The 15,818-nt window shown below is 68.1% G+C and carries 12 protein-coding genes; 6 read left to right on the top strand and 6 right to left on the bottom strand.

All coding sequences use genetic code 11. The features are described from left to right. Window positions 1-18 precede the first annotated feature (18 nt). The 3 genes from selA (at window position 19) to IIE29_RS06410 (ending at window position 4,874) form a co-directional block, all read left to right on the top strand. Window positions 19-1,338, top strand: a complete 1,320-nt coding sequence (gene selA / locus IIE29_RS06420; protein WP_209324401.1) for an L-seryl-tRNA(Sec) selenium transferase — start codon at window positions 19-21, stop codon at window positions 1,336-1,338. Further along, window positions 1,331-3,244: a selenocysteine-specific translation elongation factor gene (gene selB, locus IIE29_RS06415; RefSeq protein WP_209324400.1), complete on the top strand. Its 1,914-nt coding sequence runs from the start codon at window positions 1,331-1,333 to the stop codon at window positions 3,242-3,244. The genes selA and selB overlap by 8 nt, the downstream gene beginning before the upstream one ends. A 253-nt stretch (window positions 3,245-3,497) precedes the next feature. Further along, window positions 3,498-4,874, top strand: coding sequence for an NAD-dependent succinate-semialdehyde dehydrogenase (locus IIE29_RS06410; protein ID WP_209324399.1), 1,377 nt, complete (start codon window positions 3,498-3,500; stop codon window positions 4,872-4,874). Between the two features lie 72 nt (window positions 4,875-4,946). On the opposite strand, the gene IIE29_RS06405 is transcribed toward IIE29_RS06410, so the two are convergent. Together IIE29_RS06405 and IIE29_RS06400 are read right to left on the bottom strand one after the other, a co-directional pair. Then, complete coding sequence (locus tag IIE29_RS06405) at window positions 4,947-5,288, bottom strand: cupin domain-containing protein (RefSeq protein WP_209324398.1); 342 nt, start codon at window positions 5,286-5,288, stop codon at window positions 4,947-4,949. A gap of 2 nt (window positions 5,289-5,290) precedes the next feature. After that, the gene (locus IIE29_RS06400) at window positions 5,291-6,169 is read right to left on the bottom strand and encodes a hypothetical protein (protein ID WP_209324397.1); all 879 of its coding nucleotides are present in this window, start codon (window positions 6,167-6,169) and stop codon (window positions 5,291-5,293) included. A gap of 359 nt (window positions 6,170-6,528) precedes the next feature. Between IIE29_RS06400 and IIE29_RS06395 the strand changes: the two genes are divergently transcribed. Beyond that, window positions 6,529-7,137 carry a hypothetical protein gene (locus IIE29_RS06395; protein WP_209324396.1) on the top strand — a complete coding sequence of 203 codons (609 nt, stop codon included), beginning with the start codon at window positions 6,529-6,531 and terminating at the stop codon, window positions 7,135-7,137. 21 nt (window positions 7,138-7,158) lie between these two features. On the opposite strand, the gene IIE29_RS06390 is transcribed toward IIE29_RS06395, so the two are convergent. The 3 genes from IIE29_RS06390 to IIE29_RS06380 form a co-directional block, all read right to left on the bottom strand. After that, window positions 7,159-8,418: a M20 family metallo-hydrolase gene (locus tag IIE29_RS06390; RefSeq protein WP_209324395.1), complete on the bottom strand. Its 1,260-nt coding sequence runs from the start codon at window positions 8,416-8,418 to the stop codon at window positions 7,159-7,161. 94 nt (window positions 8,419-8,512) lie between these two features. Beyond that, window positions 8,513-10,195 (bottom strand): thiamine pyrophosphate-dependent enzyme, encoded by a 1,683-nt coding sequence (locus tag IIE29_RS06385; protein ID WP_209324394.1) that lies wholly within the window; start codon window positions 10,193-10,195, stop codon window positions 8,513-8,515. Between the two features lie 73 nt (window positions 10,196-10,268). After that, window positions 10,269-11,600 carry an MFS transporter gene (locus IIE29_RS06380; protein WP_209324393.1) on the bottom strand — a complete coding sequence of 444 codons (1,332 nt, stop codon included), beginning with the start codon at window positions 11,598-11,600 and terminating at the stop codon, window positions 10,269-10,271. A 192-nt stretch (window positions 11,601-11,792) separates the two neighbouring features. Between IIE29_RS06380 and IIE29_RS06375 the strand changes: the two genes are divergently transcribed. After that, complete coding sequence (locus IIE29_RS06375) at window positions 11,793-12,974, top strand: RsbRD N-terminal domain-containing protein (protein WP_209324392.1); 1,182 nt, start codon at window positions 11,793-11,795, stop codon at window positions 12,972-12,974. Between the two features lie 34 nt (window positions 12,975-13,008). Here IIE29_RS06375 and IIE29_RS06370 read toward each other — a convergent pair whose 3' ends face one another. Further along, window positions 13,009-14,064 carry a DUF2332 domain-containing protein gene (locus IIE29_RS06370; RefSeq protein ID WP_209324391.1) on the bottom strand — a complete coding sequence of 352 codons (1,056 nt, stop codon included), beginning with the start codon at window positions 14,062-14,064 and terminating at the stop codon, window positions 13,009-13,011. Window positions 14,065-14,336: 272 nt separating this feature from the next. Here IIE29_RS06370 and IIE29_RS06365 point away from each other — a divergent pair, with 272 nt between their 5' ends. After that, window positions 14,337-15,704, top strand: a complete 1,368-nt coding sequence (locus IIE29_RS06365; protein ID WP_209324390.1) for an MFS transporter — start codon at window positions 14,337-14,339, stop codon at window positions 15,702-15,704. The last annotated feature ends 114 nt before the right edge of the window (window positions 15,705-15,818 follow it).

The raw sequence follows: 15,818 nt of genomic DNA, 5'->3' as shown, positions 1-15,818 counted from the left end.
GCACCGAGGAGGAGGCCCATGGTCGAGTCGGACCCTCGTCGCAGCATTCCGCGCACAGACCGCCTCCTCGCCCTGCCGGAGGTCGTCGCCGCAGGTGAGCACCTCAATCAGGCGACGATCAAGGCGACCGTCACCGAGGTGCAGTCCGCCGCGCGCACCGGTCGGATCCCCGTCGCCGAGGTGGCCCCCACCATCGTCTCCAGGCTCGGTTCCCGTTCGGCCTCCTCCCTGACCCCGGTGCTCAACGCCACCGGAATCCTCGTCCACACGAACCTCGGCCGGGCCCCGCTGTCGCCGGCCGCGACGCGGGCGGTCGCCGAGGCGGCCGGGTACGTCGATGTCGAGATGGACCTGGTCACCGGCAAGCGCAGCAAGCGCGGAACCGGAGCCAAGGCCGCACTGCTGCGAGCCTGCCCGGCCGCTGAGGACGCCCTCGTCGTCAACAACGGCGCGGCAGCTCTGCTGCTCGCGGTCACGGCACTGCGGGGCGCTGCCTCGGGCAGTGAGATCGTCATCAGCCGCGGCGAGCTCATCGAGATCGGCGCGGGCTTCCGACTCACCGACCTCATGACCACGACCGGGGCGCATCTGAGGGAGGTCGGAACGACGAACCGCACTCACTTGGCCGACTATGCCGACGCCCTCGGTGAGGACACGTCAAGCCTGCTCAAAGTGCATACGAGCAATTTCCGCGTCGAAGGATTCACCGCCTCCGTCGAGGTGTCCGAACTGGCAGGGCTGGCCGCCGAGCACGATCTTCCGCTCATCGTCGACCTCGGCTCGGGACTGTTCTCTCCCGATGAGTCGCTGCCCGATGAACCGGACATCGATGCGGCGCTGCGGGCCGGTGCCGATCTCGTCATCGTCTCGGGTGACAAACTCCTCGGCGGCCCCCAGGCCGGCCTCGTGCTCGGCCGCGCCGAGGCGGTGCAGACACTGGCCGAGCACCCGCTGGCCAGGGCGCTGCGCACGGACAAACTCACCCTCGCCGCCCTCGAAGCGACGATCACGCACACCGCCAACCCGATCCACGACGCCCTCCACATCGACCCCGATCGGCTGCGCGCACGCACCGACCGCCTCGCCGAGGCCGTCGACGCCGCAGTCGTGGCCCACGACGGACGGGTCGGCGGCGGGGGAGCCCCCGGGGTGCCCCTGCCCGGCTGGGCCGTCGAACTGCCGGAGGACTGCGCCCAGGCGCTGCGCCTCGGCGATCCCGCGATCGTCGCCCGCGTCCACCAGGGACGATGCCTCGTCGATCTCCGATGCGTGCCCGAAGCCGATGACGAGTCCGTCGCCGCCGCCATCGCCCGGGCCCTGGACAGCCGCCATGAGTGAGCCGGCGAATACTCCCGAAGCGGCGAAGAGCCCCGGCACCTTCGTCATCGCGACCGCCGGACACGTCGACCACGGGAAGTCGACCCTGGTGAGCGCCCTGACCGGAATGGAGCCCGACCGTTGGGCGGAGGAGAGGAAGCGCGGCCTGACCATCGACCTCGGCTTCGCCTGGACCACCCTGCCCTCGGGCCGGGAACTCGCCTTCGTCGACGTACCCGGGCACGAGAAGTTCCTCGCGAACATGCTCGCCGGGCTCGGCCCCGCCCCCATCGTCTGCTTCGTCATCGCCGCCGACAAGGGCTGGCAGGCCCAATCGAGCGACCACAGGGACGCGATCGCCGCACTCGGCATCACCCACGGCCTCGTCGTCATCACCCGCGCCGACCTCGCCCCGGACACGATCGGCGCCACAGAAGCCGAGGTCAGGGCCCGATTGCGCGGCACGCCGCTCGAGGACGCCCCCATCGTCACGGTGTCGGCGACGACCGGCGAGGGCCTGCCCGAACTCATCGCCGTCCTCGACGAGGTCACGCACGCGGCCCCGTCCCCGGACGCCTCGGCGCGGGTGCGCCTGTGGGTCGATCGGGCGTTCACCATCAAGGGCGCAGGCACCGTCACCACCGGCACTCTGACGGCCGGCAGCCTGCGCACCGGCGACACCGTCCGCCTGTACGGGGAGACCGTCGACCGGACGGTGAGAGTGCGCGGGCTGCAGTCCCGGAACTCCTCCTCCGCCGAGGTGGCCCCGCAGTCCCGCGTGGCCGTGAACCTCCGCGACGTCCCCGCCGAGGAGCTCCACCGCGGCGATGCCCTGCTCACTCCCGGCGCGTGGCCGATCGTCGAGGTCCTCGACGTCCGCCGCACCATGGGCCAGCCCCTCGATGCCGGTGTCATCGAGCTCATGGCCCACATCGGCACGGCCGCCGTATCCGTCCGCCTGCGTGCCTTCGACGCGGAACACGCTCGCCTCACCCTCGACCGGCCCCTGCCGCTGCAGGTGGGGGACCGGATCGTGCTGCGGGCGCCGGGCAGCCGCAATGTCTTCGCCGGACTCCTCGTCCTCGACGTCGACCCGCCCGCGCTGAGTCGGCGCGGCGACGGCACCCGTCGTGCCCGGGAACTGGCCGAGCGTCCGGCGACCGGCGATCTCCTCGCCGAGGTGGCCCGCCGGGGAGCCGTCGAGCGCGCCGTCCTCACCCGGTTCGGGCTGCCGATGCCGCGCCGGTCGGTGGCCGACCGCGATGACGAGAAGACTCCGGCCGGGACCGCCTCACTGCCCGCCGAGGTTGAGGCCGTGGCCGGCTGGCTCGTCCATGCGCCCACTGCCTCTGCATGGGTCGAAGCGGCGAAGACCCTAGTCACGGGGGAGCTCAATGCACGGCCCATGGCGGCCGGAGTCCCCGTCAAGGCGCTGAGCGAAGCTCTGCGCCGAACGAACCCGCCCCTGCCCGACTTCGACGGGGCCGCGGTGCGTCCGCTGCTGACGGAGATCATCGCCCGCGCGGGACTGGAGACGGCCGACGGCATGGTGAGACCGCCCGGCCACTCCGCCGATCTCGGCGCGGCCGAGGCCGGGATCGCCGAACTCGAGAGGCGTCTGGCGACCGAACCGTTCTCCGCTCCGGAGGCCGATGACCTGCGCGAACTCGGACTCGGAGCGCGGGAGCTCGCGGTCGCCGAGAAGGCGGGGCGGGTGCTCCGCCTCGGCGAGGGGATCGTCGTCTCTCCCCGCTCGCCCGCACAGGCGATGCGGGTGCTCGCAGGGCTGACTCAGCCATTCACGACGAGCCAGGCCAGGCAGGCGCTGCACACGACACGAAGGACCGTCATCCCGCTGCTCGAGCACCTCGACGGGCGCGGGTGGACCCGGCGACTCGACACCACTCATCGGGAGGTCGCTCGATGAGCTCGGGGCAGCCTCGGCGATGGGCACGATATTGTATTACAATCGATGGTGACATGATCGTTCGCGTCCATTCCGGGCGCTACTGTCGATGGCATGGGTGATAACTGACTGCGATGATTCCTCGACCGTCCAGGTGAGGATCGGCGATGCTGCCGCACATCGACTTTCGCGGCCCCCGGCGATGCCTCACACTTCCACTGATCGCATCTGCGACCACATTCACGAACACCGCACCTGCAAGGAGCTGCATTCTATGTCGAACTACCGTGTCCAGAACCCCGCCACCGGCGAAATCCTCGAAACCTTCCCCGAAGCCACCGACGCCGAGATCGAAAGCGTCGTCGCTTCCGCCCACAGCACATACCTGACCTGGAAGGACACAGACATCCAGGAGCGCGCGGGCATCGTGCGCCGGGCCGCGGAGATCTTCCACGAGCGCAAGGACGAACTCGCGAAGACGATCTCGGCCGAGATGGGCAAGTCCTATGAGGAATCGGTCGACGAGGTCGAGTTCGCCGCCGACATCATCGAGTACTACGGCGTCCACGGGCCCAGCCTGGCCACGGACTACCAGATCCCGAGCACCATCCCCGGCACTGCCCGCATCGAGGCGCTGCCCATCGGTGCGCTGCTCGGCGTCATGCCGTGGAACTTCCCGTACTACCAGGTGGCCCGCTTCGCTGCGCCGAACCTCGTGCTCGGCAACACGATCATGCTCAAGCATGCTGATATCTGCGGTCGCTCGGCGCTGCTCATCGAAGAGATCTTCCGCGCCGCCGGTGTGCCCGAGGGCGGCTACTCGCACCTGTTCGCGAACCACGACCAGATCGCGTCGATCATCGCGGACTCCCGCGTCCAGGGCGTGTCCCTGACCGGTTCCGAGCGGGCCGGGGCGATCATCGGCGCACAGGCCGGTCAGAACCTCAAGAAGGCCGTGCTCGAACTCGGCGGCATCGACCCCATGGTCGTCCTCGACGCCGAGGATGTCGCCGCCGTCGCCCGCGAGGCCTGGGAGTTCCGGGTCTACAACGCCGGTCAGGTGTGCAACTCGAACAAGCGGCTCATCGTCATGGACGACATCTACGACGAGTTCGTCGCCGAACTCGTGCGTCTCGGGACAGGGCTGAAGCCGGGTGACCCCGCGAGCCTCAAAGAGGAAGAGTACGGGCCTCTGTCCTCGCGCACCGCGGCCGAGACCGTTGACGCGCAGGTGAAGAAGGCCGTATCCGTTGGCGCCCGGGTGCTCGTCGGCGGTGAGCTCTCCGATGGACCGGCTGCCTACTACTCGCCCACGGTGCTCGTCGACGTGCCCCGGGACTCGGAGTCTTATGGTGAGGAGATCTTCGGGCCCGTCGCCACCGTGTACAAGGTCTCCAGCGATGAGGAGGCCCTCGAGCTGGCCAATGACTGCGCGCTGGGCCTCGGCGGATCGGTCTTCTCCACCGACGAGGCGCGTGCCGACAAGGTCGCAGCTCGCCTCGAGGTGGGCATGACGCATGTGAACACCATCGCCGCCGAGGCTGCCGAGATCCCCTTCGGCGGGGTCAAGCGCTCCGGCTTCGGCCGTGAGATGGGCCCGATCGGGATGGGCGAGTTCGTCAATAAGCGCCTTCACTTCGTCTCGAAGTGAGGCTGCCGCGCCGTCCGCGGGTGCGGCCCGCGGACGCCGCGCGCCCGCGGGATCGCGGCCACGTGGCGGCGGTCAGGAGTAGGAGGGCTTGTCCACGCTGGTCACGGTGGTCAGCAGGAATACGCAGTCCTCCAGGGCCAGCACCGAGTGGCGCTCATGGGTGAGGATCCAGAGCTCGCCGGCCCCGAACTCCCCCTGCATCTCCTCATCGAGTTCGACTCTGATGCTTCCGACCAGCACCTGGATGCTGGCCGCGGGCGGCGAGTTGTGAGCCGGAAGTCGCACACCGTCTGCCAGAGCGATCACTGTCTGGCGCAGCTCGCCATCGTGGGCGACGAGTTCGGCACTGCGTCCGTTCTCGTTCTCGCGTGCAAGCGCCAAGTGGGATTCGGTCAGTTCATTCAGATCAGCCACGTTCAGTCCTCAGGGTCGTCGGAGTGTGATCCACGATACCCGACAGTCGCAGCGAGGACGTCGCCCATCGCAGAGGCGGTCAGCTCCCGCCGTTCCTGGCGCGACGGTGGAGAGGCGATTCGCTCTCCACGGATCTTGGCCAGGGCCACCTCGGTGATGGGGGCATGTTGGGGAAACGCCTCGAGCATGTGGATTCCCGCGCGCTCCTTGCCGATGATCTTCCCGGTCATGAGCGTGTGGTGCATGCGGGCGGGCCCCAGCACGCACCATTCGACACTTCCTGCTGAGAGGCCCTGCCGGGCCGGGAGGGCCCGGGCAGTGGTCCGAGGCCGCGTGCGCAGCTGTGCAGCCAACGGTGCCCAGTACTTGCGCAGGTTCGAGCGGATCCAGGGACGCAGCGAGTCGGGCTCCGGGTCGAGGCCCCATCGGTCGACGGACCGACCTCGAATGGTGATGCCGCCGTCGACGAGTTCCTTCCAGACCACGGGATTGACATCGAAGCCCGCCCCGGGCTCGAAGATCTCGCCGACATGCGAGGCGATCGGCGAGATCGCGCTGACGGGTCGACTGATGTCCGATTGCCTGATGAACACAGTGTTGCAGCACGCGCTGATACCTTTGCCGCGGACTGCTCTCAGCGCCAGATGCGGCATCTGCGAGAGGTGAAGCAGGCGCAGGCGGCGGATGAGATCAGCGCGTGTCGCCCACTCGTCGGCGACGACGGCGACGAGGTCGATATCGCTGCGGCCGGGACGGTAGTAGCGGAGGGCGAGTGAGCCGCCGACGGCGCAGGCGACCACGCCCCCGGGCAGAAGACGGTCCGCGGCTCGAAGATACGAGCGTGTGGCTCGAGCGGCGTCTGAGGGCAGCGACGGTGGCATGGGACCAGCCTACGGCGGAGTCGTGGCGAGGACGTCTGAAAACCGCCTGGTGCGTCCCTGCGCGTGAACCGACGGACCGTTCGAGACCCACGTCACGGAGGTGTGCGGGTGCCGCTTGTCGCCGCGGAGCGCTCATTGAACTCTGAGCACATGCACACACGTTCGTGACGATTCGTTGCGATGAGACGGAGCCATCTATAAGGCTCTCTGCATTGAACCGGCCCCCTACGTCCGACAGTGTGGTGTGGGGCGATTTCCAGTGCACCTCCTGTGCCGAAAGACAGGAGAGCATGGTGCACTGTGAACCCAGACCCATCCGTCCGGGCCGCTCGCCCGATCCCAGAGGAAAGTGAGAACAGATGAAGAGCGTGCGCACACTTGCGGTGACTGCACTGTCCGCTGCCGTCATCGCAGGGGGCGTCTCCCTGGCAACGGCGACTTCGGCCGCGGCCGAACCGATGTCCGGGGCCGTCGACCAGACGAGCGAGAACGCTGCGGGCGCCGGTCCCGCACAGGGCGCCGGCACGACCGGCGGCATCGATGACCCGGACGAACTCAGCTCCGAGCAGATCGACAATGCTCGCACCATCGTCGGCGTCGGCAAGGGCGCAGACCTGTCGAAGGACGCACAGACGATCGCCGTGATGACCGCGCTGCAGGAGTCGAGCCTGCAGAATCTCGATGGTGGGGACAGGGACTCCGCCGGACCGTTCCAGCAGCGGCCCTCCATGAACTGGGGATCGGCCGACGAGGTCACCGATCCCGTCTACTCCTCGAAGTCGTTCTACGGAATCAACCCCGAAAGCCCCAATCCCGGCCTCACTGAGATCGAGGACTGGAAGAGCATGGACCCGGGTGCTGCCGCGCAGGACGTGCAGGCCTCGGCCTACCCCGATGCATACGCGAAATGGGAACCGCTGGCCGAGCAGCTCGTCGACGAGAACCAGGACGTCGACGCCATCGAGTGATTGACCGCTCCGGCCCCGGCGTCAGGCCAGGGCACCGGCGGCGAGGCGTCGGACCACCTCGGTGAGGTGACGCAGTCCGGAGACGAGGTCCTCGTCCTTCGTGAACTCGGCCAGACTGTGTGAGATCCCGTCGACGCTGGGGACGAACAGCATCACGGTGGGCACAGCGTCCTTCATATTCGTCGAGTCGTGCCCGGCCACGGTCATCACCCGCGCCGAGGTGAGCCCGAGTTCGTCCGCGACCGTGCGGGCCAGCTCGACCCCGTCCTCGGAGTACGGGTTCTGGTCCCAGCTGTGCTCGGCGACGATCTCGATCTCGACCCGGTCGTCCTCGCACACCCGCGCGACCGTGGCCATGAGCGAATCGTGGGCGGCGGCGATCACCTCGGCGCTGGGGGACCGGAGGTCGAGCAGAAGGCTGACCTCGCTGGCGACGACGACCGGCGAATTCGGGTAGACGGTGAGTTGGCCGCAGGCCGTGTGCAGTGCACCGGGCTCGAACTCGTCCGCCAGTTCGCGGGCGGCGACGACGAGGCGGGCGGCACCGAGCAGGGCGTCCTGCCGATCGGCCATGAGCGTCGACCCGCTGTGGGCCTGAGCGCCGGTGACCCTGAACTCGTATTTGTGCGCCGCCCAGGTGGCATTGACGAGACCGATGCTCACTCCGTCCTCTTCCATGCTGCGGCCCTGCTGGACGTGGATCTCTGCATAGGAGGCGATCTCGGGAGCCGTGGAGTCCCCGCGCTCGCCGATCGCGTCGAGCGCCTCGGCGACAGTGACCCCGGCGGCATCTCGGGTGGCCAGAGCGGTTTCCAGCTCGGCCTTGCCGGTGAAGACATTGCTGCCCATCATCGAGGGCTTGAACCGTGATCCCTCCTCGTTGAACCAGTTGACCACGGCGAGGTTGAACCGCGCCTTCTCCGGATCGGCCCGCAGCTCATCGGCGACGGCGAAGCATGCGTGAGCCGAGGCCATGACCCCATAGGCGCCGTCGAAGCGCCCTGCCGTGGGCTGGGAGTCCATATGCGAACCGGTGAGCACATAGGGAGCGCCGGGCACGAGCTCGAGGAGACCGAACTGATTGCCGATGGCGTCCCGGTGGACGTTGAAGCCGTGCTCGGCGAGCAGGTCGGCGAACCATTTCCGCTGCTGCCCATCCGCCTCGCTCGCCGCCTGCCTGTCGACTCCGTTCGTGCCCTCGACCGCGCCGAAGCGCGAGTGCACGGCCCAGTCGGCGAGGAAGGCGGCTTCGCGATCAGCGCTGGTCAGGGAGTGTGTCATGGTGAGTCCTTTCGAAGGTTCGAGCATGCGCGTCTGCGTGGTTCGGGGATTGGCCCAGGCCGTCCGGTCCGCGTGGCCGGATCGGGTCGTCGCCTCAGGTGGTCTCGTCGGCGGCCGGCGGCATGGTCGCAGGATCGATGAGGACGTGGATGAGCGCAGGTCCGCCCGCGGCCAGCGCGCGCTCGAGCGCGGGCGCGAAGTCGTCGGTCGCTTCGACGCGCTCGCCGTGGCCGGACATGCCTGCCCCGTCCTGTCCGTTGAACGCCCTCACCCAAGAGGCGAAGTCAGGGTTGACCATCCGCGTGCCCGAAGGCCTGCCCGGATAGTGGTTCTCCTGATGGGACACGATCGTGCCGTACACGCCGTTGTCGATGACGATGATGAGCGGGGTCGCGCCATGGGCGAAGGCCGTGGCGATCTCCTGCCCATTCATGAGGAAGTCCCCGTCGCCGCAGATCGCGACAGCGCGCCGGTCCGGGAACGTCAGGGACGCTGCGACCGCGCCTGGAACGGCGAGTCCCATGGCTCCGTTGCGGGCCCCGACGAGGCTGGCCGGCCGCTGGTGGCGGATGAACCGGTGCCCCCAGATCGTCGCATTTCCCGCACCATAGGTCAGTATCGCCTCGCCGCCGAGGCGGTCGTCGAGGATCCCGAACGCCACACCGAGGTCGACCCCGGTTCGGGTCCGCTCGGCCGGCGGCTGCGCCTCGGCGTCGGGCCGGTGAGCGGCGAAACGGGCCTGTGCGGCAACGCGCTCCTCCATCCATCCGTCTGAGCGCCCGCCACGCAGCGCATCGGCATCGAGACTGGTCAGCGCCTCGGTGAAGGTGCGCGGTGAGGCGAGGATGTGCTGGTCGATGCGCCCGGCGTGCTGGGTGGCCTCGGTGTCGAGGGAGACGAGCACGGTCTCGGCGTCGAAGCCGATGCTGTAGCCGTCACTTGCCACATCGGAGCGGGTGCAGCCGACGAAGACGAGCAGGTCCGCCTCGGCGAATCCCCGGGCGACGGCATCGGCCCGACCGTAGCCGAGCCACCCGGCCCAGGCGCGCGAGCCATGGGGGACGGCGTCGTAGGCGCGCCAATCGCAGAGGACCGGGATCCCGGCCGAGGCGGCGAAGCGAGCGAGATCCGCCCGGCACCCGGTCTGCCAGCCGTCGCCGCCGAGGACGAACGCGGGGCGTGAGGCGTCGGCGATGCGGGCGGTCAGCGATTCGAGCTCAGCGGAGGCAGGAATCGTTGGGGCCGCCTCGGCGATCCTCGGGGTGGGCGCCTCGGTGAGGCGGACGAGGACGTCCTCGGGCAAACCGACGACGACGGGCCCGGGCCTCCCCGCCGCGGCGATGCGCAGGGCTTCGGCGGTGAGCTCGCCGGCGTGGTGCTCGTCGTCGATGGTGATCACGCGTTTCGCGGTCGAGGAGAACCACTCGGGCAGGCTGAATTCCTGGAAGGATCCGCGCTCGCGGTCCGCGGTCGGGACGAGGCCGACGAAGAGGACGAGCGCGGTCGCGTCCTGCCAAGCGGTGTGGATGGAGATCATCGCGTTCGCGGCCCCCGGACCGCGCGTGACCATGGCGATGCCCGGACGTCCGGTCAGCCGGGATTCGGCCAGGGCCATGAACCCGGCGCCGCCCTCCTGCCGGCAGACGACGGTCTCGATGGGGGAGTCGTAGAGGCCGTCGAGGACGTCGAGGTAGCTCTCGCCGGGCACCGCATAGACGCGTTCGATGCCTGCGCTGTCCAGGGTGTCGACGATGAGATGACCGGCGGAACGCGGCATGGCGAGGTGTCCTTTCGACGAACGGGGAGTGTGGAGCTGCCCGCAGAACGGTGCGCGGGCGGGCGAGATCGCCTCAGTGCTTGAAGCCGGGAAGGTCGACGCTCAGGCGCGGGGCGACGTAGCCGGCGAAGGCCGTGAACAGGGACAGGAAGACGAGCATCGCTGCGGCCGGCCACCAGTGATCACCGGCGGAGGCGACGAAGCCGGTGGCCAGCAGCGGAATGAAGCCGGAGAGCATACCCGCCGCATTCTGCGCCATGCCCACTCCCGTGTAGCGCGTGGTGGCAGGGAACAGGCCGGTGAGCACGGTGCCCGAGGCCGCGTAGGGCAGGGACAGGGTGCTTACCGCCAGGGTCATGGCGATGACGACGAGGACCGGCTGCCCGGATTCGAACATGAAGAAGGCCGGAACGGCCACCACCGCCGAGGCGACTCCGCCCCAGAGGATGACCTTCGACGCCCCGTACTTCGTTCCCAGAGCGCCGCCCCAGATGAGGGCGCCGATCTCGACGGCCGCGGCGACCATGCTGCCCAGGAGCAGGAGCGAATCGTCGTAGCCGAGGATGTTGACGCCGTACCAGACGCAGAAGGCAGTGACGAGGTAGAAGCCGCCGACGCCGAGCAGAGCTGCGGCCATGCCGATGATGATCTGCTTCCAGGAGTCGGTGAAGGTCGTGCGGATCGGGCTCTTCTCGACCTCACCGGACTCCTCGAGCTGTCGGAAGACTGGGGACTCCTCGAGGCGGGCCCGCAGGTAGATGGCGAGGATGAGCAGCGGGAAGGCGGCGAGGAACGGGATCCTCCAGCCGAAGGAGTCGAAGCTGTCCTGTGAGAAGACCAGGCTCATGACGAAGAAGCCGCCGGAGGACAGGATCGTGCCGATGGGTGAGCCGATCTGCGGGATCGCCGCGTAGCGGGCGCGCAGGTGGAGCGGGGCGTTCTCGACGACGAGCGTCATCGCTCCCGACCACTCGCCGCCGACGAAGAGGCCCTGGAGGATGCGCAGGAGCACGAGCAGCGCGGGGGCGGCGAAGCCGATCGCTGCGTAGGTCGGCAGCAGACCGATGAGGCCGGTGACGATGCCGATGCCGATGATCGTGATGAGCAGGACCTTTCGGCGCCCGAGCTTGTCGCCCATGCGCCCGAAGATGAGCCCGCCGATCGGGCGTGCGGCCAGCCCGACGCCGAAGGTGGCGAAGGACGCCAGCGCCGCCGCGGTGGCGTTTTCGCTGGTGAAGTACTGAACGTTGAAGATCAGCGCGGCCGCGGCGCTGAACAGGAAGAAGTCGTACCACTCGAGGGCGGTGCCGATCAGCGCTCCGGCGGCTACCTTGTTCGCGTCCTTGACGCTCAGCTCTGTGGTGGCACTGAACTCGGCGGATGCCGTGGTGTTCTGCTCGCTCATGGTTCTCTCCGTCGAGGCCGGGGATCCGGGCTGCTCGTGCAGGTCGGATCCGTCTGCGGATGGTGCTTCGGCCGATGTTGCATTCGACCGGCAGGTATCGACCCTACAGAGTGGCACATGGCCGGATCCAGGCGCATTTGTCGCCGAAAAGCGGACTCTTCTTGTGCGAATGCACATAATCTAGAGGATGTGATGGATGAACAGGATCGTTTCGCGGGCACACGACAGCTGCGGGACCGCCCGGTGCCCGGAGACGAGCGACGGTGGCTCGAACTCCTCGACGCCCTCGACCTCGATGAGCTGACCGACCGGTTCATGACCCGTGTCGTCACGGTCTCGGGATACGATCCCGCACCGATTCCGGTCTCTGAGCTGCGACGCACCGGTCGGCAGTCCTTCTCCACTCTCATCGACGGACTGCGCGCCGGCGGCTTCGACGGGCCGGTGACAGTCTCGACCGAGGTCGGGGTCTCCCGGGCTCGGGCGGGCATTCCCCTGGAGGCGCTCATGACAGCGATCCGTCACGATTTCAATGTGCTCTGGGAAGTGCTCACCCGAGTGGCGAACCAGGGTGACGCGGAACTCGTCATCCGCCATACCGGCATCGTGCTCTCCACCGTCGACGAATACGTCTCCCAGGTGCAGCAGGCCTATACTGCGGAGCTGCAGCGGATGCGCGCCGAGGAGTCGTCGGTGCGTGCGGGTCTCATCGCCAGCCTGTTCCAGGACCCTGACCCGACCGACGAGCGTCTGGCCACGATCGCCTCCGGTCTCGGTCTCCACGTCGACTCGCCGCTGCTGGTCGTCGCGGCCGCCGGAGACGATGTGCGGGCGCTGCGTGTGCTCGTCTCCGACCATGTCCGCGCGGGTGGGACGATGTTCACGCACCACCTCGGCGAGGTCCTCATCGCCTTCACCCGGGTCCACGAGCTTCCGGGGCACCGTGAAGAGTCGCTCGAGCGCGCGATCGCCGAGGCGCGGGTGGGCTATGTGCGCTCGCCCGGAGTCGCCTCCCTGCGGCGTTCGGCGCTGACGGCCCGAGATCTGGCGGAGGTCATCGAGGACGATGAGAGCTCGGCGATGACCTGGCGTCGCGGATGGGCGCGGCTTGCCGCCCGCTCTCTCAATGCCGCCGGCAATCCGATCCTCGCCGATGTCGAGGCCGCGCTCGCCGGCTGCGGCAGGGTCGAACGCGAACGCTTGGTGGAAGCCGTGCGGGCCTACCTGCACTCGGGCAGCATCGGGGCGAGTGCCGCCGAGCTGTTCTGCCATCGCAACACCGTGGCGAATCGTCTGCGCCGGTTCGCCGATCTCACCGGCCTGGATCCGACGGTCCCCGCCGAGGCTGCGCGCTTGGTCGTCGGTTGGGCGTGAGGCGTGCCCGGCACGCGAGCGTACGCGTGGGGACTCACGAGCCGCTGAGTCCTTCGTAACTCTGACCGTGTGGTCCGGTCAGGGCCTTCGCGACACCGTCCACGCTGAGGACGAATCGTCCGTCGGCGTCCACCCCACATGCCTCGAGCTGCACGCGCGTGCCGGGCAGGACGCCCGCTCCTTCGTTGCTCAACCACATCGTTTCCGGGTGGGCGCGCATGACTGCGGCGAATTCCTCCCGCCTCGGCGCATCGACATAGGCGAGGACCGCACTGTGGAAGACGACGATCTGCGAGTCGCTCGGTGCCTCGGCGATGAGGGACTCGATGCGTTCGCACAGGTCACCGGACACCAACCTCGGCGGGTCGTCGGCGACGATTTCGGCGGCGCCGGTCAGTCGTTCGCGTCGTTCATCGTGCTCGGGCCAGATCAGTGAACGCAGCCAGCTTCGTTGGTCGGGTTCGGTGATGTCGATCGGGTCGAGGTCGATTCCGGCACGCCACACCACCTCGGGGATGCGCTCCGGAGCTGAGGCGTTTCGCAGCTCGCACTCGATGACGACGTTGCTCCGGCCCTGGGTCGGATCGATGCTGATCAACCTCACCGAGTGCGGATCAGACAGGACGGTGCCGCGGTCGCTCGATTCGCCCGCCTCGGTGGCGCGATAGTGGTAGCTGTATCGATCAGGGTAGAGGCACAGTCCGGCCGAGGAACCGACCTCGATGAGTGACAGGGGACCTTCGAGGCGAGCCAGCTCCGGCAGGAGAACGGCGCAGCGGCCGGCCTCGTTCGTCTGGGTCGATCGTTCGAGCATGAGGGCACTTGTCTCGTCCCAGTGCGCCAGCAGCCAGGTCCGCAGCCGTGCGAAAGACCCGGTTTCTGCGCCGAGGTGGCGGGCAGCGGCAAACAGAAGGTTGGCCTGGCGCTTGGGCTGCGGCAGGTCGAGGAGCAGGTAGATGATCGCGTCGTCCTTGGCGACTCCCTGCGCCCATTCGGCGTAGACGGGGGAGGTGTCGGCGGCCTCGACGCGCGCGAATGTCCGGTAATAGCGGCGCAGACGATCGCCCTCGAGCTCGGTCATCGGCTGCATATAGTCCTCCTCGTCGTGGTGGGCTCATCGTAGCGAAACGCTGTCCGACGATGCTTCGTGCTTTGTACGTCGTGCCCGTCGATGCCTCGTGTCTCGTGTCTCGTGCAAGGCGGTGCCTCGTGCGTCTGCGCCCCTGCTCCGACAACTGCGGCCCGTCCCGGTATTCGGTACTCTGCGGCGGAACTCTAGGCCGCACGACTGCGCTGACGTAATGTGTTCCCGTAGCGCGTCGGCTGCCACCGCCGTGGCCCGTCCAGATCGAAGGAGATCACATGTCGTCCGAGGTAAGCCCGTCCACGAGCGGACAGACACCAGCCGATTCGACGCTGGAGAAGCGGACACTGCGCAAGGTTCTCATCCGTCTCATCCCGTTCATCATCGCGATGTACTTCATCAACTACCTCGACCGCACGAATCTCGGCATCGCCGGGCCCGGCGGAATGAATGAGGATCTGGCGATGAACGCGACCCAGTTCGGGTTCGCCGCCGGCGTGTTCTTCTTCGGCTACCTCATCCTCGAGGTGCCCTCGAACCTCGCGCTGCACAAGTTCGGGGCACGCATCTGGCTCGCCCGCATCCTCATCAGCTGGGGCGTCGTCGCGGCCGCGATGGCCTTCGTGCCGAACCACGGCTGGCTCTACGTGCTGCGGTTCCTCCTCGGCATCGCCGAGGCGGGCTTCTTCCCCGGCATCATCCTCTACCTCACCTACTGGTTCCCGACCTCCATGCGTGCTCGCGCCACCGCACTGTTCATGCTCGCGATCCCGCTCTCGAGCGTCGTCGGCACACCTTTATCTTCCTGGCTGATCTCGAGCGGGAACACGATCTTCGAGAACTTCGCCGGCTGGCGCTTCATGTTCATCATCGAAGGCGTGCCCGCGATCCTGCTCGGCATCATGTGCATCGTCTACCTCACCGACCACCCCCGCGACGCGAAGTGGCTGAGCGTCGAGGAGCGCGAATGGCTGCAGGCCACGATGGACGCCGAGGAGAAGGGCAAGGCCGAGACCTTCCACTACCCGGTTCGACGCTCTCTGCTGCAGCCGCGCGTGTGGGCACTGTCGTTCGTCTACTTCGGCATGGTCTACGGCCTCTACGCCATGAGCTTCTTCCTGCCGACGATCATCTCGGGATTCCAGAAGACCTTCGGCGTCGAATACTCGATCGTCGAGATCGGTTTCATCACGGCCATCCCGTATGTCTTCGGGGCGCTCGCCATGTACTTCTGGTCGCGGCACGGCGACCGCACAGGCGAACGCGTCTGGCATGTGGCGGTCCCCCTGTTCATCGGAGGTGTGACGATACCGATCGCGCTCTATCTCAGTTCGCCGTTCACCACGATGGTCGCGGTGACCATCACCTGCATGGCGATCTGCGCGGCCCTGCCGACTTTCTGGCCGCTGCCTCAGACCTTCCTCGCAGGCGCCGGAGCCGCTGCGGGCCTCGCCCTCATCAACTCCCTGGGCAACTCGGCCGGGTTCTTCGCTCCCTACATCACGGGTTGGCTCGCCGACCTCACGGGAACCCAGAACGCGGGCATGTGGGTCGTCGGTGCGGCCATGGTGGCTGCCGGCATCGTGACCCTCGTCCTCAGGGCCGCACCGGCCCCCGATAACCTGGAGCCGACGCTGAAACAGTGACCCCCGTGCCGGTCCCACCTGCGTCGTCGTCGATCCGAGGAGCAGCATTGTCGAACACGCCGTCCGCCGCAACGGAACCAACCGGTCTCGATCCGGCAGGATCTCCCTCGTCGG

The sequence above is a fragment of the Brevibacterium renqingii genome (assembly GCF_017808095.1).
Classification (GTDB): domain Bacteria; phylum Actinomycetota; class Actinomycetes; order Actinomycetales; family Brevibacteriaceae; genus Brevibacterium; species Brevibacterium renqingii.
The sequence above is the reverse complement of the archived record's forward strand: the minus strand, read 5'-3'. Positions and strand labels throughout refer to the sequence as shown.

Excerpts from the sequence above, each read along its gene's own strand:
- IIE29_RS06400 (WP_209324397.1), bottom strand. The coding sequence starts at position 6,169 with ATGCCACCGTCGCTGCCCTCAGACGCCGCTCGAGCCACACGCTCGTAT.
- selB (WP_209324400.1), top strand. The coding sequence starts at position 1,331 with ATGAGTGAGCCGGCGAATACTCCCGAAGCGGCGAAGAGCCCCGGCACC.
- IIE29_RS06370 (WP_209324391.1), bottom strand. The coding sequence starts at position 14,064 with ATGCAGCCGATGACCGAGCTCGAGGGCGATCGTCTGCGCCGCTATTAC.
- IIE29_RS06380 (WP_209324393.1), bottom strand. The coding sequence starts at position 11,600 with ATGAGCGAGCAGAACACCACGGCATCCGCCGAGTTCAGTGCCACCACA.
- IIE29_RS06365 (WP_209324390.1), top strand. The coding sequence starts at position 14,337 with ATGTCGTCCGAGGTAAGCCCGTCCACGAGCGGACAGACACCAGCCGAT.
- selA (WP_209324401.1), top strand. The coding sequence starts at position 19 with ATGGTCGAGTCGGACCCTCGTCGCAGCATTCCGCGCACAGACCGCCTC.
- IIE29_RS06390 (WP_209324395.1), bottom strand. The coding sequence starts at position 8,418 with ATGACACACTCCCTGACCAGCGCTGATCGCGAAGCCGCCTTCCTCGCC.
- IIE29_RS06375 (WP_209324392.1), top strand. The coding sequence starts at position 11,793 with ATGGATGAACAGGATCGTTTCGCGGGCACACGACAGCTGCGGGACCGC.
- IIE29_RS06385 (WP_209324394.1), bottom strand. The coding sequence starts at position 10,195 with ATGCCGCGTTCCGCCGGTCATCTCATCGTCGACACCCTGGACAGCGCA.
- IIE29_RS06395 (WP_209324396.1), top strand. The coding sequence starts at position 6,529 with ATGAAGAGCGTGCGCACACTTGCGGTGACTGCACTGTCCGCTGCCGTC.
- IIE29_RS06410 (WP_209324399.1), top strand. The coding sequence starts at position 3,498 with ATGTCGAACTACCGTGTCCAGAACCCCGCCACCGGCGAAATCCTCGAA.